This is a genomic window from Pseudomonas sp. CLCA07 (assembly GCF_053615335.1).
In genome coordinates, this window is record NZ_CM132131.1 from 3,509,787 (window position 1) to 3,528,425 (window position 18,639).

The 18,639-nt window shown below is 59.8% G+C and carries 14 protein-coding genes; all 14 read left to right on the forward strand.

Annotation, left to right across the window (positions count from 1 at the left end):
- The first annotated feature begins 46 nt into the window (after nt 1-46).
- The 14 genes from ACWGZX_RS16260 to ACWGZX_RS16325 all read left to right on the forward strand — a co-directional run bounded on the left by ACWGZX_RS16260 (nt 47) and on the right by ACWGZX_RS16325 (nt 18,533).
- Nucleotides 47-1,519, forward strand: a complete 1,473-nt coding sequence (locus ACWGZX_RS16260; protein ID WP_452624592.1) for a purine-cytosine permease family protein — start codon at nt 47-49, stop codon at nt 1,517-1,519.
- A gap of 69 nt (nt 1,520-1,588) precedes the next feature.
- Nucleotides 1,589-2,557: an ABC transporter substrate-binding protein gene (locus ACWGZX_RS16265; RefSeq protein ID WP_007948994.1), complete on the forward strand. Its 969-nt coding sequence runs from the start codon at nt 1,589-1,591 to the stop codon at nt 2,555-2,557.
- 70 nt (nt 2,558-2,627) lie between these two features.
- Nucleotides 2,628-3,479: an ABC transporter permease gene (locus ACWGZX_RS16270; protein ID WP_223519887.1), complete on the forward strand. Its 852-nt coding sequence runs from the start codon at nt 2,628-2,630 to the stop codon at nt 3,477-3,479.
- The gene (locus ACWGZX_RS16275; protein WP_452624593.1) at nt 3,476-4,306 is read left to right on the forward strand and encodes a quaternary amine ABC transporter ATP-binding protein; all 831 of its coding nucleotides are present in this window, start codon (nt 3,476-3,478) and stop codon (nt 4,304-4,306) included. The genes ACWGZX_RS16270 and ACWGZX_RS16275 overlap by 4 nt, the downstream gene beginning before the upstream one ends.
- A 142-nt stretch (nt 4,307-4,448) precedes the next feature.
- Nucleotides 4,449-5,972, forward strand: a complete 1,524-nt coding sequence (gene hutH / locus ACWGZX_RS16280; RefSeq protein ID WP_452624594.1) for a histidine ammonia-lyase — start codon at nt 4,449-4,451, stop codon at nt 5,970-5,972.
- Between the two features lie 134 nt (nt 5,973-6,106).
- Nucleotides 6,107-7,639: a histidine ammonia-lyase gene (gene hutH, locus ACWGZX_RS16285; protein ID WP_452624595.1), complete on the forward strand. Its 1,533-nt coding sequence runs from the start codon at nt 6,107-6,109 to the stop codon at nt 7,637-7,639.
- 110 nt (nt 7,640-7,749) lie between these two features.
- Entirely contained in the window at nt 7,750-9,159 is a 1,410-nt protein-coding gene (locus tag ACWGZX_RS16290; RefSeq protein ID WP_452624596.1) for an amino acid permease, read from the forward strand.
- A 17-nt stretch (nt 9,160-9,176) separates the two neighbouring features.
- The gene (hutI, locus tag ACWGZX_RS16295) at nt 9,177-10,382 is read left to right on the forward strand and encodes an imidazolonepropionase (RefSeq protein ID WP_452624597.1); all 1,206 of its coding nucleotides are present in this window, start codon (nt 9,177-9,179) and stop codon (nt 10,380-10,382) included.
- Between the two features lie 10 nt (nt 10,383-10,392).
- Nucleotides 10,393-11,196, forward strand: a complete 804-nt coding sequence (hutG, locus tag ACWGZX_RS16300; protein ID WP_452624598.1) for an N-formylglutamate deformylase — start codon at nt 10,393-10,395, stop codon at nt 11,194-11,196.
- Nucleotides 11,197-11,438: 242 nt separating this feature from the next.
- A complete protein-coding gene (gene pip, locus ACWGZX_RS16305; protein ID WP_452624599.1) occupies nt 11,439-12,410 on the forward strand; it encodes a prolyl aminopeptidase in 972 nt (323 codons plus the stop codon).
- Nucleotides 12,407-12,844 (forward strand): D-aminoacyl-tRNA deacylase, encoded by a 438-nt coding sequence (gene dtd, locus ACWGZX_RS16310; protein WP_452624600.1) that lies wholly within the window; start codon nt 12,407-12,409, stop codon nt 12,842-12,844. The genes pip and dtd overlap by 4 nt, the downstream gene beginning before the upstream one ends.
- Before the next feature lie 321 nt (nt 12,845-13,165).
- Nucleotides 13,166-14,980 (forward strand): glucan biosynthesis protein, encoded by a 1,815-nt coding sequence (locus ACWGZX_RS16315; protein WP_452629024.1) that lies wholly within the window; start codon nt 13,166-13,168, stop codon nt 14,978-14,980.
- Complete coding sequence (gene mdoH, locus ACWGZX_RS16320) at nt 14,973-17,543, forward strand: glucans biosynthesis glucosyltransferase MdoH (RefSeq protein ID WP_452624601.1); 2,571 nt, start codon at nt 14,973-14,975, stop codon at nt 17,541-17,543. The genes ACWGZX_RS16315 and mdoH overlap by 8 nt, the downstream gene beginning before the upstream one ends.
- A gap of 192 nt (nt 17,544-17,735) precedes the next feature.
- Nucleotides 17,736-18,533, forward strand: coding sequence for a transporter substrate-binding domain-containing protein (locus tag ACWGZX_RS16325; RefSeq protein WP_452629025.1), 798 nt, complete (start codon nt 17,736-17,738; stop codon nt 18,531-18,533).
- Nucleotides 18,534-18,639: the final 106 nt, after the last annotated feature.

Below are 18,639 nucleotides of genomic sequence, written 5' to 3' on the forward strand. Positions count from 1 at the left end.
TACAGGGATTGAGTGAACCCAAATAACAATCCACAGAGGTTGAATCATGGCTGTTAACAGCGATCGTGCAGGTAGTAAACCGTTGATCGAGAAACGTTCGATCGACTACATCCCGGAAGCGGAGAGACACGGTCGTCTGTTGAGCCAGTTCACCCTGTGGATGGGTGCCAACCTGCAAATCACCGCGATTGTCACCGGGGCCTTGGCCGTGGTGCTGGGTGGTGATGTGTTCTGGTCGTTGATCGGTCTGTTGATCGGTCAATTGCTGGGCGGTGGCGTGATGGCGCTGCACGCGGCGCAAGGGCCGAAGCTTGGCCTGCCACAGATGATTTCCAGTCGTGTGCAATTCGGCGTTTATGGCGCGGCCATCCCGATCGTGCTGGTCTGCTTGATGTACCTCGGTTTCACCGCAACGGGAACCGTGCTTTCCGGTCAAGCGCTGGGCCAGTTGTTTGGCGTCAGCGACACCGTCGGTATCCTCCTTTTCGCCAGTGTCATCGTGCTGGTCACGGTGCTCGGTTATCGGGTGATCCATTGGATCGGCCGTGTTGCCAGTGTCATTGGCGTGATTGCCTTTGTTTATCTGTTCAGCCGTCTGATGAGCCAAGTTGACGTTGGCGCACTGTTGCAAATCCGCCACTTCAGCTGGAGCAGCTTCCTGCTGGCGGTGTCGCTCGCGGCGTCTTGGCAGATCGCCTTCGGCCCTTATGTGGCTGACTATTCTCGCTACCTGCCGAGCAAGATTTCCTCGGTGAAAACTTTTTTTGCCGCAGGCGCAGGTTCGGTCATTGGTGCACAGGTGGCGATGGTCCTCGGCGTGTTAGCCGCCGCTTCGGCCAACGGGCAATACGCCGGCCACGAAGTGGCCTACATCGTGGGTCTGGGTGGTACCGGTGCCACCGCTGCGCTGCTGTACTTCAGCATCGCGTTCGGCAAGGTCACCATCTCCACGCTGAACTCCTACGGCAGCTTCATGTGCATTGCGACCATCATCAGCGGTTTCCGTGGTGACCTGAAGGTCACGCGCTTGCAGCGTCTGGTGTTCGTGCTGGTCATCGTCGGTGCTGCGACCCTGATGGCGTTGCTCGGTCAGCACTCGTTCCTCGGTGCGTTCAAGTCCTTCATCCTGTTCCTGCTGGCGTTCTTTACGCCATGGAGCGCGATCAACCTGGTGGACTACTACTGCATCACCCGCGAGCGCTATGACGTGCCGGCGCTGGCCGATCCGAACGGTCGCTACGGCCGTTGGAACCCCCTCGGTATCAGCGTCTATGTCTTCGGTGTGTTGGTGCAACTGCCGTTCATCTCTACCAAGTTCTATACCGGTCCGCTGGTGGACGCCCTGGGTGGTGTGGATATTTCCTGGATCATCGGTCTGGTGCTTCCAGCAGGCCTGTATTACGTGTGCGCGAAAAAATGGCACGGCACAGTGCCCGATCAACTGATTCTGCCGGTCGAGCAGAACAGCGATGTACAACCTAAAACAAGCGGGACCGGTCGCGTTGCGACGCAGGCCTGATTGGACGTGGACAGGGCTGGATGCCTCTTGACTGCCGTAAGCCAATTCATGATTAGGAGCGTCACAACAATGAAATCGAACAAGACCCTGCTGACCACATTGCTTTCCATGGGCCTGCTCGCCAGTGCCGGCGCCACTCAGGCTGCCGGTTGGTGCGAGTCGGGCAAACCGGTGAAATTTGCCGGCCTGAACTGGGAAAGCGCCATGCTCCTGACCGACGTGATGCAAGTCGTGTTGGAGAAAGGCTACGACTGCAAGACCGACAGCCTGCCGGGCAACTCCATCACCATGGAAAACGCCCTGAGCAGCAACGACATTCAAGTGTTTGCCGAAGAGTGGGTCGGCCGCAGTGAAGTCTGGAACAAGGCTGAGAAGGCCGGCAAAGTGGTTGGTGTCGGCGCTCCTGTCGTGGGCGCGGTAGAAGGCTGGTATGTGCCACGTTATGTGGTCGAAGGCGACGCCAAGCGCAAGTTGGAGCCTAAAGCCCCGGACCTGAAAGCCATTGCTGATCTGGGCAAATACGCCTCCGTGTTCAAGGACCAGGAAGAGCCTTCCAAGGGCCGTTTCTACAACTGCCCGGCTGGCTGGACTTGCGAGCTGGATAACAGCGAAATGCTGAAGAGCTACGGCCTGGAAAGCACCTACACCAACTTCCGCCCAGGCACCGGCCCGGCGCTGGATGCCGCCGTGCTCTCGAGCTACAAGCGTGGCGAGCCGATCCTGTTCTACTACTGGTCGCCAACCCCGCTGATGGGCCAGGTTGACCTGGTCAAGCTCGAAGAGAAACCAGGCGTGAACAAGACCGTGGATATCAAGGTCGGCCTGTCCAAGACGTTCCACGACGAAGCCCCGGAACTGGTGGCCGTGCTGGAAAAGGTCAACGTGCCGATTGACATCCTCAACCAGAACCTTGGGCGCATGACCAAAGAGCGGATCGAGTCACCAAAACTGGCCAAGATCTTCTTGAAGGAACATCCTGAAGTCTGGCACGCGTGGGTGAGCGAAGACGCAGCCAAGAAAATCGACGCGGCCTTGTAGGTTGGGCCTCTCCGACTGTCGGCAACGGCAGTCGGACGCTTGATCGCAACCCCTTGATTGAGAGTCTCTTATGTTTCCCGAAAGCTTTACCTTTTCCATCGCCGACTGGGTCAACAGTTGGGTCGATACGCTGGTCACCAACTACGGCGACGTGTTCCGGCAGATCTCTGACACGCTGCTGTGGGCCATCGTCAATCTTGAAGGGCTGCTGCGCGCGGCGCCCTGGTGGCTGATGCTGGCCATCGTCGCGGGCGTTGCCTGGCACGCGACCCGCAAAGTCGTGACCACGGGCGTGATTGTCGGCTTGTTGTTCCTGGTGGGCGCGGTCGGCCTCTGGGACAAGTTGATGCAAACCCTGGCGCTGATGATGGTCGCGACGATCATTTCGGTGCTGATCGGCATTCCGCTGGGAATTCTCTCGGCACGCAGCAATCGCCTGCGTTCGGTGCTGATGCCGATGCTGGATATCATGCAGACCATGCCGAGCTTCGTGTACCTGATTCCGGTGCTGATGCTGTTCGGTCTGGGCAAGGTTCCGGCGATTTTCGCTACTGTGATTTATGCCGCGCCACCGCTGATTCGCTTGACCGATCTGGGTATTCGCCAAGTCGACGGTGAAGTGATGGAAGCGATCAACGCCTTCGGTGCCAACCGCTGGCAGCAATTGTTTGGCGTGCAACTGCCCCTGGCCCTGCCGAGCATCATGGCCGGGATCAACCAGACCACCATGATGGCGCTGTCGATGGTAGTGATTGCCTCGATGATCGGTGCTCGTGGCTTGGGTGAAGACGTACTGGTGGGGATTCAAACCCTCAACGTCGGACGTGGCCTGGAAGCCGGTCTGGCGATCGTGATTCTGGCTGTGGTGATCGACCGCATTACACAGGCGTACGGTCGGGCACGGCATGAGGTGAGTAAATGAACAACGCGACCGTGAGCAAGATCGAAGTCAAAAACGTCTTCAAGATTTTCGGCAACCGTTCCAAGGATGCACTGGCGATGATTGGCCAGGGCAAAACCAAAGATCAGGTGCTGGCCGAAACCGGCTGTGTGGTCGGCGTGAACGATTTGTCCCTGAGCATCGGCACTGGCGAGATCTTCGTGATCATGGGCCTGTCGGGTTCGGGTAAATCGACCCTGGTGCGCCACTTCAACCGCCTGATCGACCCGACCAGCGGCGCGATCCTGGTGGACGGCGTGGACATCCTGCAATACGACATGGAAGCCTTGCGCGAATTTCGCCGGCACCGGATCAGCATGGTGTTCCAGAGCTTCGGCCTGCTGCCGCACAAGACCGTGGTCGATAACGTTGCCTACGGCCTGAAAGTGCGCGGCGAGAGCAAGCAAATGTGCGCCGAGCGTGCGCTGCACTGGATCAACACCGTGGGCCTGAAGGGCTACGAAAACAAATACCCGCATCAGCTTTCGGGGGGCATGCGTCAACGTGTGGGCCTGGCCCGTGCATTGGCGGCGGACACCGACATCATCCTCATGGATGAAGCGTTCAGCGCCCTTGACCCGTTGATCCGCGCCGAGATGCAGGACCAGTTGCTGGAGCTGCAAAAGACCCTGCACAAGACCATCGTCTTCATCACCCACGACCTCGACGAGGCCGTGCGTATCGGTAATCGCATTGCGATCCTCAAGGACGGCCGCCTGATTCAGGTCGGCACCCCGCGCGAGATCCTGCATTCGCCGGCGGATGAGTATGTCGACCGGTTTGTGCAGCGTCGGGCTGCGGTGGTTTAAGAGATTTGCGGTGACTGAGCTGGCCCCTTCGCTGGCAAGCCAGCTCCTACAAGGTGTACGCGTCCCCCTGTAGGAGCTGGCTTGCCAGCGAAGGCGTCAGCAATGCCGCACAAACATTCAGGTTTGTACGATGAGGTTGAAGATGTCCCAGGCTGAAAAAATCGTTATCACCGAGGCGCAGGTCAGTTGGCAGGACGTGGTCGCCGTCGCCCGTCATGGCGCACAGCTTGAGCTGTCGGCGCCGATCTGGGCGCGCATCGAAAACGCGCAGGCCATCGTCCAGCGCATCGTCACCAGCGGCGAGCGCGCCTACGGCATCAACACCGGGCTGGGCGCGTTGTGCAACGTCTCCCTTCAAGATGAGCAGCTCAGCCAGTTGTCGCGCAACACCTTGCTCAGTCACGCCTGTGGTGTTGGCGCGCCGCTGACCAACGAGCAGACTCGCGCAATCATGTGCGCCGCCGTCGTCAACTACAGCCACGGCAAATCCGGCCTGCACCGCCAAGTGGTCGAAGCCTTGCTGGCGTTGCTCAACCGTGGCATCACCCCGCAAGTGCCGTCCCAGGGATCCGTCGGCTACCTGACGCACATGGCGCACATCGGCATTGCGCTGCTGGGTGTCGGCAATGTCAGCTATCGCGGGCAAATCGTTTCCGCTCAGCAAGCCCTGGCCGAAGAAGGCCTGCAACCGGTCAAGCTCGGCGCCAAGGACGGTTTGTGCCTGGTCAACGGCACACCGTGCATGACCGGCCTCAGCTGCCTGGCGATTGCCGAGGCCGCGCATTTGCTGCAGTGGGCCGACGTGATCGGTGCCATGAGTTTCGAGGCCCAGCGTGGTCAGATCGACGCGTTCGACGCCGAGATCATCGCGCTCAAGCCGCACCCGGGCATGCAGCAAGTCGGCATCAACCTGCGCGCCGTGCTCGATGGCAGTGAAGTGATCGCCAGCAGCAAAGGCATTCGCACCCAGGACGCCTTGAGCATTCGCTCGATCCCGCAGGTCCACGGCGCTGCCCGTGACCAGCTGGTTCACGCGACCAGACAGATTGAAAACGAACTCAACGGCGCCACCGATAACCCATTGGTGCTGGGCACGCCGGAGAACTACCGCGTCGTTTCCCAGGCCAACCCGCACGGCCAATCCGTGGCATTGGCGGCGGACCTGCTGGCCATCGCCATGGCAGAAATCGGCTCCATCGCCGAGCGTCGCCTCGATCGCCTGATCAACCCGCACGTCAGCGGACTGCCGGCGTTTTTGGTGGCCAATCCGGGGGTGAACTCCGGGATGATGATCGTCCAGTACGTCGCCGCTTCCTTGTGCGCGGAAAACCGTCAATTGGCGCAACCGGCGGTGCTCGATAACTACGTCACGTCCGGCCTGCAGGAAGACCACTTGAGCATGGGCACCAACGCCGCGCTGAAGCTGCATCGTGCCTTGGAAAACTGCACGCAGATCCTCGCCATCGAGTACCTGCTGGCATCTCAGGCATTCGAGTTCCTCAAAGAACAGCGCTTCGGCGCTGGCACCGATGCGGCGTGGCGTCTGCTGCGTGAGCGCGTTCCTGCCTACGATCAGGATCGCTGGCTGGCACCGGACATCGCTGCGGCCGCCGCTGTATTGAAAGAACAGAATTTGCTGCACAACGCTGTACCGAACCTGAACTGACTTCCAATAAAAACCAGCGTGCCAAGGCGCCAGCCCCCTCATGAAGGGGGAAGCGACGGACAACGGATACTTCCGGAGCGTCTGGTCTGCCTCTCTAAACAGAGAGCATTAACAACTCTCAAAAGGAGCACAAAATGACAGCCCTAAACCTGATTCCCGGCCAACTGAGCCTCGCCCAACTGCGTGATGTCTATCAGCAGCCGGTGAAACTGACCCTCGACCACAGCGCCTCGGCACAGATTGAAGCCAGCGTTGCCTGTGTGGAGCAGATCCTCGCCGAGAATCGCACCGCCTACGGCATCAACACCGGTTTCGGCCTGCTGGCCTCGACCCGCATCGCCAGCGAAGACCTGGAAAACCTCCAGCGCTCGCTGGTTCTGTCTCACGCCGCCGGTGTCGGCGAGCCGATCAGCGACGCCTTGGTGCGCCTGGTCATGGTGCTCAAGGTCAACAGCCTGAGCCGTGGCTTCTCCGGTATTCGTCGCGTGGTCATCGACGCACTGATCGCCCTGATCAACGCTGAGGTTTACCCGCACATTCCATTGAAAGGCTCGGTCGGTGCTTCCGGTGACCTGGCGCCTTTGGCCCACATGTCGTTGGTGCTGCTGGGTGAAGGCAAGGCTCGCTATAAAGGTGAGTGGATGGAAGCGACCGAAGCGCTGAAAATCGCCGGTCTGACTCCGCTGACCCTGGCCGCGAAAGAAGGCCTGGCGCTGCTCAATGGCACTCAGGTGTCGACCGCTTACGCCTTGCGCGGCCTGTTCGAAGGCGAAGACCTGTTCGCTGGCGCTGTCGCGCTGGGCGCGCTGACCGTTGAAGCGGTATTGGGCTCGCGCTCGCCGTTCGATGCACGCATCCATGCCGCGCGTGGCCAGAAAGGCCAGATCGACGCTGCTGCCGCTTACCGTGATCTGCTGGGCGAACGCAGCGAAGTGTCCGACTCGCACGAGAACTGCGAAAAGGTCCAGGACCCGTACTCCCTGCGCTGCCAGCCACAAGTCATGGGCGCCTGCCTGACCCAGTTCCGTCAGGCCGCCGAAGTGTTGGCCGTCGAAGCCAACGCCGTCTCCGACAACCCGCTGGTGTTCGCCGCTGAAGGTGACGTGATTTCCGGCGGTAACTTCCACGCCGAACCGGTGGCCATGGCCGCTGACAACATGGCACTGGCCATCGCGGAAATCGGCTCCCTGAGCGAACGCCGCATCTCGCTGATGATGGACAAGCACATGTCGCAACTGCCGCCGTTCCTGGTGGCTAACGGTGGCGTGAACTCCGGTTTCATGATCGCTCAGGTGACTGCAGCGGCACTGGCCAGCGAGAACAAGGCACTGTCGCACCCGCATTCGGTGGACAGCCTGCCGACCTCGGCGAACCAGGAAGACCACGTGTCCATGGCTCCGGCGGCGGGCAAGCGTCTGTGGGAAATGGCGGAAAACACCCGCGGTGTGCTGGCGGTGGAATGGTTGGCGGCGGTTCAGGGCCTGGACTTGCGTGAAGGCCTGAAGAGCTCGGCAAAACTGGAAAAGGCTCGCGCCATCCTGCGTAACGAAGTGCCGTTTTATGAGAAGGACCGCTTCTTTGCGCCGGACATCAATGCGGCGACTGAATTGTTGGCCTCGCGTTGCCTGAACGAGCTGGTGATGGCGAAGTTGCTGCCTAGCCTGTAATGGCGCCTTCGCTGGCAAGCCAGCTCCTACAGTGGATCGCATGACCCCTGTAGGAGCCGGCTTGCCGGCGAATCGATTTTGCGTCGAATAAGAATAATTAAGGACGAGAAATGCAACAGCCAGCAAAAGGTTTAAAACGCGGGCTTTCTGCCCGACATATTCGCTTCATGGCGCTGGGGTCGGCGATCGGCACCGGGCTGTTTTACGGTTCTGCCTCGGCCATTCAAATGGCCGGGCCCGCGGTATTGCTCGCCTACCTGATCGGTGGCGCAGCGGTGTTCATGGTTATGCGCGCCCTCGGTGAGATGGCGGTGCACAATCCTGTGGCCGGCTCTTTCGGTCAGTACGCCAGCACCTATCTGGGGCCGATGGCGGGCTTCATCCTCGGTTGGACCTACGCGTTCGAAATGGTCATCGTCGGCATGGCCGACGTCACCGCGTTCGGTATTTACATGGGCTTCTGGTTCCCGGAAGTCTCCCGCTGGATCTGGGTGCTGGGCATCGTTTCGGTGGTCGGCGGCTTGAACCTGTGCAACGTCAAGGTCTTCGGTGAAATGGAGTTCTGGCTGTCACTGCTCAAGGTCGCAGCCATCGTCGCGATGATTCTGGGTGGCTTCGGCATCATGCTGTTCGGCATCAGCACGGCCCCCGGCGCCCAAGCGACCGATATCAGCAACCTCTGGAGCCATGGCGGTTTCATGCCTAATGGCGTGGGTGGCCTGATCGCCTCGTTCGCGGTGGTGATGTTCGCATTCGGCGGGATTGAAATCATCGGCGTGACCGCCGGTGAGGCCAAAGATCCGCAGCATGTGCTGCCTAGAGCGATCAATGCCGTACCGTTGCGTATTTTGCTGTTCTACGTGCTGACCATGTTCGTACTGATGTCGATCTTTCCATGGCAGCAGATCGGCAGCCAGGGCAGTCCGTTCGTGCAGATTTTCGACAACCTGGGCATCAGCTCGGCGGCGACCATCCTCAATATCGTGGTGATCTCGGCGGCGATCTCGGCCATCAACAGCGACATTTTCGGCGCTGGCCGCATGATGTACGGTCTGGCCCAGCAAGGGCACGCACCTAAGGGCTTCGCCCGTTTGTCGCGTAATGGCGTGCCATGGATGACCGTGGTGGTGATGAGTGCCGCGCTGCTGCTGGGTGTGCTGTTGAACTACCTGATTCCGGAAAACGTGTTTCTGTTGATCGCCTCCATCGCGACCTTTGCCACGGTATGGGTCTGGCTGATGATTCTGTGTACCCAGGTGGCCATGCGTCGTTCCATGAGTGCCGAGCAGGTCGCACAACTGAAGTTCCCTGTACCGTTCTGGCCCTATGCGCCGATGGCGGCGATTGCCTTCATGCTGTTCATTTTCGGCGTGCTGGGTTATTTCCCGGACACCCAGGCGGCGCTGATCGTCGGTGTGGTCTGGATCGTGCTGCTGGTGCTGGCCTACCTGACGTGGGTGAAACCGGCGGCGGGCCGGGCGGCACTGGTAGAGCAGGAACCTTCTTTTTCACATCAATAACCTAACGGAGGCCACGGATGAAAACTCTCTGGCAACACTGCCACGTCGCAACCATGGCACAAGGCGTCTACTCGATCATCGAAGACGCGGCCATCGTGACGTCAGGTGCGCTCATTGAGTGGATCGGCCCGCGTGCTGACCTGCCGGCGGGCGAATACCCGGCCGTCAACGATTTGCAAGGAGCCTGGGTAACGCCGGGCCTGATCGACTGCCACACCCACACGGTGTTTGGCGGTAACCGCAGCGGCGAATTCGAACAGCGTCTGCAAGGCGTCAGCTACGCGGAAATCGCCGCGGCCGGTGGCGGCATCGCCAGCACCGTGCGCGCCACCCGCGCGGCGACCGAAGACGAACTGTTCACCAGTGCCGCCAAGCGTCTGAAAAGTCTGATGCGTGACGGCGTGACCACGGTCGAAATGAAGTCCGGCTACGGCCTCGACCTGGCCAGCGAGCGCAAGATCCTGCGGGTTATTCGTCGTCTCGGCGCCGAACTGCCGATTAGCGTGCGCAGCACCTGCCTGGCCGCCCACGCGTTGCCGCCGGAATACGCCGATCGTGCTGACGACTACATCGATCACATCTGCGCCGAAATGCTCCCGGCCCTGGCGGCCGAAGGGTTGGTGGATGCGGTAGACGCATTCTGCGAATACCTGGCGTTCTCGCCGGCGCAGGTCGAGCGTGTGTTCATCACCGCACAGGAGCTCGGTTTGCCGGTGAAACTGCACGCCGAGCAACTGTCGTCATTGCACGGTTCGAGCCTGGCGGCGCGTTATCACGCGCTGTCGGCGGATCACCTGGAGTTCATGACCGAGGACGACGCCATCGCCATGGCCAAGTCCGGCACCGTCGCCGTGTTACTGCCCGGCGCGTTCTATTTCCTGCGGGAAACCCAATTGCCGCCGATGGAGGCCCTGCGCAAACATGGGGTGAAAATCGCCATTGCCAGCGACCTCAACCCCGGCACCTCGCCGGCGCTGTCGCTACGCTTGATGCTGAACATGGCTTGCACCTGTTTCCGCATGACCCCGGAAGAAGCCTTGGCTGGCGCGACCCTTCATGCCGCCACTGCACTGGGCATGGCCGACACCTACGGTTCGCTTGAAGCGGGCAAGGTCGCGGATTTTGTCGCCTGGCAAATCGATCGTCCGGCCGACCTGTCGTACTGGCTGGGCGGTGACCTGGAAAAACGCGTCGTGCGTCACGGCGTCGAGACAAGCATTTAGGAGAGCAGTTGTGGATAAGGTTCTGAACTTCAAACAAGGCCGCGTGCCACTGCTGATCAGCATGCCCCACGCTGGCGTGCGCCTGACTCCGGCAGTCGAAGCCGGGTTGATCCCCGATGCGAAAAGCCTGCCGGACACCGACTGGCACATTCCGCAGCTTTACGATTTTGCCGCCGAACTGGGTGCCAGCACCCTGGCCGCCGAGTATTCGCGGTTCGTCATCGACCTGAACCGGCCGTCCGACGACAAGCCTTTGTATGTCGGCGCCACCACCGGTCTGTACCCGGCGACGCTGTTCGACGGCATACCGTTGTTCCGCGAAGGGTTGGAGCCGTCGAAAGAAGAACGCGCGACCTATCTGGAGCAGATCTGGACGCCGTATCACAGCACTTTGCAGAACGAGCTGGCGCGAATGAAAGCCGAGTTCGGTTATGCGTTGTTGTTCGACGCACACTCGATCCGCTCGATCATCCCGCACCTGTTCGACGGCAAACTGCCAGACTTCAACCTTGGCACCTTCAATGGCGCCAGTTGCGATCCTGAGTTGGCCAGCCAGCTGGAAGCCATTTGCGCGCGCCACGGCGATTACAGCCATGTGCTGAATGGCCGCTTCAAGGGCGGCCACATCACCCGGCATTACGGTAATCCGGCTGAGAACATTCATGCCGTGCAGTTGGAACTGGGACAGTGCACTTATATGGAAGAGTTCGAGCCGTTCCGCTATCGCCCGGACCTGGCTGCGCCGACGCAAGTGGTGCTCAAGGAACTGCTGCAAGGGCTGCTGAGCTGGGGCGAAAAGCACTACAACGCCTAACCCGGTGGCAAGGGCGGTGAGGGCGTTTGTCGGAACGCCGCACCGTCCCGCTCGGCTGTTTGCGTGCGCTCAGTCAGGCCGCCGAGGTCGACGCGCGCTATGAAACGCTGCTGGGGTTTTTGGCTGACAGACGCTGACGCAGCAAGGGGCATGCTCATTGACGTAATTCGGGTTTATGATGCCGGACGGCAGAATAATAGAAGTCCCCCCAGGGATGACCTCGACCCCTTACGGAGCGCGCAATGCAGACTTTGTACCCGCAGATCAAACCCCACGCCCGGCACGATCTGGCCGTCGATGACACCCACACCCTCTACGTCGACGAAAGCGGTTCTCCGGAAGGTTTGCCGGTGGTGTTCATTCATGGTGGCCCCGGCGCCGGGTGTGATGCTCAAAGCCGTCGGTATTTCGATCCCAACCTGTATCGCATCGTCACCTTCGACCAGCGCGGTTGCGGTCGCTCCACCCCCCACGCCAGCCTAGAAAACAACACCACCTGGGATCTGGTTGCCGACCTTGAGCGAATTCGCCAGCATCTGGGCATCGACAAATGGGTGCTGTTCGGCGGTTCGTGGGGTTCGACTTTGGCGTTGGCCTACGCGCAAACCCACCCGGAGCGTGTGCACGGTCTGATTCTGCGCGGGATATTTCTCTGCCGTCCGCAGGAAATCGAGTGGTTCTACCAGGCCGGCGCCAGCCGCCTGTTCCCTGATTACTGGCAGGACTACGTTGCACCGATCCCGATGGAGGAGCGTGAGGATTTGCTCAGCGCTTTCCACAAACGTCTGGTCGGCAACGATCAAATTGCCCAGATGCACGCGGCCAAGGCCTGGTCTCTCTGGGAGGGCCGGACCGCGACCCTGCGCCCGAATCCACTGGTGGTCGATCGCTTCTCCGAGCCTCAGCGCGCACTGTCGATTGCACGCATCGAATGTCACTACTTCACCAATAATGCCTTCCTTGAGCCCAACCAGCTGATCCGTGATATGGGCAAGATTGCCCATTTGCCCGGTGTGATTGTCCACGGACGCTACGATGTGATTTGTCCGTTGGACAATGCCTGGGAATTGCACCAGAACTGGCCGAACAGTGAGTTGCAGGTTATCCGTGACGCCGGCCATGCGGCCTCCGAACCGGGCATCACCGATGCATTGGTGCGCGCCGCCGGCCAGATGGCGCGCCGCCTGCTCGACTTGCCGCCTGAAGAAGCATGAAGGGGTTGTTGCAACGCGTACGTGGTGCGCGAGTCGAGGTAGCGGGAGAAGTGGTGGGGGCGGTCGATCAGGGGTTGCTGGTACTGGTCGCCGTTGAGCCCGGGGATACTCGGGCCAGTGCCGACAAACTTCTGAATAAGCTGCTTAACTATCGGGTATTCAGCGATGCCGAGGGCAAGATGAATCTGTCCTTGGCAGATGTCGGTGGCGGGTTGCTGCTGGTCTCACAGTTCACCTTGGCCGCCGACACCAAAAACGGGCTGCGCCCGAGTTTTTCCACCGCGGCCCCTCCGGCCTTGGGTGAGGAACTTTTCGACTATCTATTAGGTAAAGCGAAACAGGTGCATGGCACTGTGGCATCAGGTAGATTCGGCGCGGATATGCAGGTGCACCTGGTCAACGATGGCCCGGTAACCTTCCTGTTACAGACCTGAAAGCACTTGAAACAACTTTTTAAGGGCTTTTCGACTGCAAACAGGCGTTTTTCGCGAGAAATACTTTGTTGCGCATGATGCGTTGTAACGCGGCCTGCTAGATAATCGCGCGCTACGGGGATCGGCGTTCGTTGGTCCATTTTGACTTAGGTAGAGACTTGTCCTGGACCGTTTGGGGAATCATTTAGCCCCATCGGAGTCGGAACAATGCTCGCCAACTTGGCAAGAGTGGTTTGCAAGGTCGGTTTTTTCATGCCGTTGACCGTGCAGACCCTTCAACTGGCCGTTGGTTTTTTGATCTGTTTTCGGCGAGGGTTGCTCGTGATTGTTAGTCCCTGTAATGCACCAAAATTGACTGTCAAACGGTTCCGAAGCGCTCTGGTGGCGGGCTCTGCACTGCTCTGCCTGTTCAGCGCCGGCCAGCTGTGGGCATTCAATCTGGAGGATGTGTCGGTCAAGGCAAAAGAGCTGGCCGCGCAAAAGTACGAAGCTCCGCGCAGTAACCTGCCGAACGAGTTCCGCGATATGAAATTCGCGGACTATCAGAAAATTCGTTTCCTGACCGAAAAGGCCGAATGGGCGGACCAGAAAACCCCGTTCAAGCTGTCGTTCTATCACCAGGGTATGCATTTCGATACGCCGGTGAAAATCAACGAAATCACGGCTAACTCCGTCGAAGAGATCAAGTACGACCCTGGTCGTTTCGATTTCGGCGACGTGAAGTTCGATCCTAAAGCTACCGAACAACTGGGTTATGCCGGTTTCCGGGTGCTGTACCCGATCAACAAGGCTGACAAGCAAGACGAAATCATGACCATGCTCGGCGCCAGCTACTTCCGCGTCGTCGGCAAGGGTCACGTCTATGGTCTGTCTGCTCGGGGCATGGCGATTGATACCGCGTTGCCATCCGGCGAAGAGTTCCCGCGTTTCACCGAGTTCTGGATTCAACAGCCAAAGCCGGGCGACAAACATCTGGTGATTTTTGCGTTGCTGGATTCACCACGTGCCACCGGTGCCTACCGCCTGACCCTGCGTCCGGGCAGCGACACCATTGTCGACGTCAAGGCGCAGATGTTCCTGCGTGACAAGGTCGGCAAGCTGGGTATCGCTCCATTGACCAGCATGTATCTGTTCGGCGCCAACCAGCCATCGAAAGTGCTGAACTACCGTCGTGAACTGCACGATTCCAGCGGCCTGGCGATCCATGCCGGCAATGGCGAATGGATCTGGCGCCCATTGAACAACCCGAAACACCTGTCGGTGAGCAACTTCTCGGTCGAAAATCCGCGAGGCTTCGGCTTGCTGCAACGTGGTCGTGACTTCAACCACTACGAAGACCTCGATGACCGCTACGACAAGCGCCCAAGCGCCTGGATCGAGCCGAAGGGTGACTGGGGCAAGGGTACCGTGGATCTGGTCGAGATTCCGACCGCTGACGAAACCAACGATAATATCGTTGCTTTCTGGAACCCGGAAAAACTGCCGGAGCCGGGCCAGCCGCTCGATGTTGCCTATCGCATGCACTGGACCATGGACGAAGACACGATTCACGCCCCCGACAGCGCCTGGGTCAAACAGACCCTGCGTTCAACCGGTGACGTTAAACAGTCCAACCTGATTCGTCAGCCGGACGGTAGCGTTGCTTATCTGGTGGACTTCGAAGGCCCGTCCCTCGCGGCTTTGCCAGCGGATGCGGACGTTCGCAGCCAGGTCAGCGTGGGTGACAACGCCGAACTGGTCGAGAACAGCGTGCGTTACAACCCTGAGACCAAGGGCTGGCGTCTGACGCTGCGCATGAAGATCAAGGACCCGGGCAAAGCCACCGAAATGCGTGCGGCACTGGTACAAAACATCGTGCCGGCCGACCTGGCCAAGACATCGCTTCCAGTGTCGAATTCGTCTGTTGCCAAAGCCGACAAGGTTGCCGCCAGGCAGCAGGAAAAAGCCGACAAGGAAGCCAAGCAAGCAGAGGCCAAGCAGGCCGATGCCAAGCCGGTTTCAGATACCAAGGACAAGCCCAACAAAGACGCCAAGCAGCCTGTTGCTGCCGACGCGGCCCCAGCCACACCGGAATCGGCGCCGACTGAAGAAGTCCTGACCGAGACCTGGAGCTACCAGTTGCCTGCCGATGAGTAATTCTCAAGTACAGCCAGAGACGCTTGCCGAGTATCTGGCGCATCTACCGATGACCGACCAGCAGCGCGCGGAACTCGCGGGCTGCCAGTCCTTTAGCGAATTGCACCAGCGTCTGTCGTCTTCAACGTTCGACGCGCCTGCCGAGGCCGCCCAAGCCTCGGTAGGCCGTCGCTTGACCCTGAGCACGGCGCAGGAGTTGGAAGAAGCGGAAATGCTGGCGGTCGACGCCAGCGGTCGGGTTTGCCTCAAGGCGACCCCGCCGATCCGTCGGACCAAAGTCGTGCCGGAGCCATGGCGCACCAACATTCTGGTGCGTGGCTGGCGTCGCCTGACCGGTCGCACCAATCCGCCGGCTCCGCCGAAAGATGAGCGCGTATTGCCGGCTGCCCGCTGGCGCACCGTGGGTTCGATCCGTCGCTACATCCTGCTGGTGCTGATGCTCGGCCAGACCATCGTGGCCGGCTGGTACATGAAAGGCATCATGCCGTATCAGGGCTGGTCGTTTGTCGACCTCAACGAAGTGCTGCATCAACCGCTGCTGCAAACCGCCACGCAGGTGCTGCCGTATGCGCTGCAAACCAGCATCCTGATTCTGTTCGGGATTCTGTTCTGCTGGGTGTCGGCCGGTTTCTGGACCGCGCTGATGGGCTTCCTCGAGTTGCTCACCGGTCACGATAAATACCGCATTTCCGGTAAAAGCGCCGGGAATGAACCGATTCCAAAGGACGCACGCACCGCACTGGTGATGCCGATCTGCAACGAAGACGTGCCACGGGTGTTTGCCGGTTTGCGCGCGACGTTCGAGTCTGTTGCGGCCACGGGTGACCTGGATCGCTTCGACTTCTTCGTCCTCAGTGACAGTAACGACGCCGACATCTGCGTTGCCGAGCAGCAAGCCTGGCTGGACGTGTGTCGCGAAGCCAAGGGCTTCGGCAAGATCTTCTATCGTCGCCGTCGCCGTCGCGTGAAACGTAAAAGCGGTAACCTCGACGACTTCTGCCGTCGTTGGGGTGGCGATTACAAGTACATGGTCGTGCTCGACGCGGACTCCGTGATGAGCGGCGAATGCCTGACCAGTCTGGTGCGCTTGATGGAAGCCACACCGGACGCCGGGATCATTCAGACCGCGCCGCGTGCCTCGGGCATGGACACTCTTTATGCGCGCATGCAGCAGTTTGCGACTCGTGTGTACGGTCCGCTGTTTACCGCTGGTCTGCACTTCTGGCAGTTGGGCGAATCCCACTACTGGGGCCACAACGCGATCATCCGCATGAAGCCGTTTATCGAGCACTGCGCCCTGGCGCCGTTGCCGGGTAAAGGTGCTTTCGCCGGTGCGATTCTCTCTCACGACTTCGTTGAAGCAGCGCTGATGCGCCGTGCCGGTTGGGGCGTGTGGATTGCCTATGACTTGCCGGGCAGCTACGAAGAACTGCCGCCGAACCTGCTGGACGAACTCAAGCGTGACCGTCGCTGGTGCCACGGTAACCTGATGAACTTCCGCCTGTTCCTGGTCAAAGGCATGCACCCGGTTCACCGGGCGGTGTTCCTGACCGGCGTGATGTCTTATCTGTCGGCGCCGTTGTGGTTCTTCTTCCTCGTGCTGTCGACAGCGCTGCTGGCGGTCAACACGCTGATGGAGCCGCAATACTTCATGGAACCGCGTCAACTGTATCCGCTGTGGCCGCAATGGCATCCGGACAAGGCCGTCGCGCTGTTCTCCACGACCATCGTGCTGTTGTTCCTGCCGAAGTTGTTGAGCATCCTCCTGATCTGGGCCAAAGGCGCGAAAGAGTTCGGTGGCAAGTTCAAGGTGACGTTGTCGATGTTGCTGGAGGTGCTGTTCTCCATGCTGCTGGCGCCGGTGCGGATGATTTTCCACACCCGTTTCGTATTGGCCGCGTTCCTCGGCTGGGCCGCGACCTGGAACTCGCCACAACGTGACGACGACTCCACGCCATGGAGCGAAGCGGTCAAACGCCACGGTCCGCAGACCTTGCTGGGCTTCTTCTGGGCCTTGCTGGTGATCTGGCTGAACCCGAGCTTCCTGTGGTGGCTGGTGCCGATCGTCGGTTCGTTGATGCTGTCGATCCCGGTGTCGGTGATCTCCAGCCGTGTCGGTCTGGGCCTGAAATCCCGTGACGAGAGCCTGTTCCTGATCCCCGAGGAATACAATCCGCCACAGGCCTTGCTGGCCACTGACCAGTACACCCACGAAAACCGCTATCACGCACTGAACGACGGCTTCATCCGTTCGGTGGTCGACCCGCAGCAGAACGCCTTGGCGTGCTCGCTGGCGACGTCGCGTCACGGTCAGGCCGAGCCGATCGAGTGGTTGCGGGTAGAGCGGGTTCGTCACGCCTTGAAAGTCGGGCCTCACGGCTTGAACAACAATGAGCGTGTGCAACTGCTGAGTGACCCGGTGGCATTGGCTCGACTGCATGAGCAGATCTGGAGCGAAAGTCACCCCGAATGGCTGCAAGCCTGGCGTACATCGGTGAAAGCCGATCCCCACGCGCCGCTGTTGCCGCTCAAGCCGCTGAGTGCGCAAGCACAACTGGCCTGATAAAGAGCCCCGCTGATTGAGCGGGGCTTTTTTTTGTTTGATCGTTTGCAAACCCTTGTGCAAACGGGCGAGTGCGTTAGGATCCGTCCCCGAATTGGTGCGCCCGGATAATTTTTGTCCGTATTGGTGCGTTTCCTGAGAGAAACCGCCGTTTTGCGCGCGTCACACCGCAATGGTTTTGGGGACATGATGATGAAGAAGTATCTCTCGATGCTGCTGGTCGGCGTCACGGCGCTGGTTGCAGTCAGCGCGGCGCAGGCCGGTGCCATCGATGACGCGGTCAAGCGCGGCACGCTGAAAGTCGGCATGGACCCGACCTACATGCCGTTCGAGATGACCAACAAGCGCGGCGAGATCATCGGTTTCGAAGTCGATATTCTAAAAGCCATGTCCAAGGCCATGGGCGTCAAGCTGGAACTGGTGTCCACCGGCTATGACGGTATTATTCCCGCCCTGATGACCGACAAGTTCGACATGATCGGCAGCGGCATGACCCTGACTCAGGAGCGTAACCTGCGCCTGAACTTCAGCGAACCGTTCATTGTGGTTGGCCAGACGCTGCTGATCCGCAAGGAGCTGGAAGGCACCATCAAGTCCTATAAAGACCTGAACACTGCCGACTACCGCATCACCTCCAAGCTCGGCACCACCGGCGAGATGGTCGCCAAGAAGCTGATCTCCAAAGCCCAGTACCACGGCTATGACAATGAGCAGGAAGCGGTGCTGGACGTGGTCAACGGCAAGGCTGACGCCTTCATCTATGACGCACCGTACAACGTGGTGGCCGTGAACAAGGTTGGCGCCGGCAAACTGGTGTTTCTCGACAAGCCGTTCACCTACGAGCCGCTGGCCTTCGGCCTGAAGAAAGGTGACTACGACAGCATCAACTTCATCAACAACTTCTTGCACCAGATCCACGAAGACGGCACCTACGATCGCATCCATGACAAGTGGTTCAAAGACACCGCTTGGCTCAAGGACATGGAATAAGGACTCGGTCAGATAGACCGCGTCGCTTCAATCGCGGGCAAGCCCGGCTCCTACAGGGACAGTGTTGATCACACGATCCCCTGTAGGAGCCGGGCTTGCCCGCGAT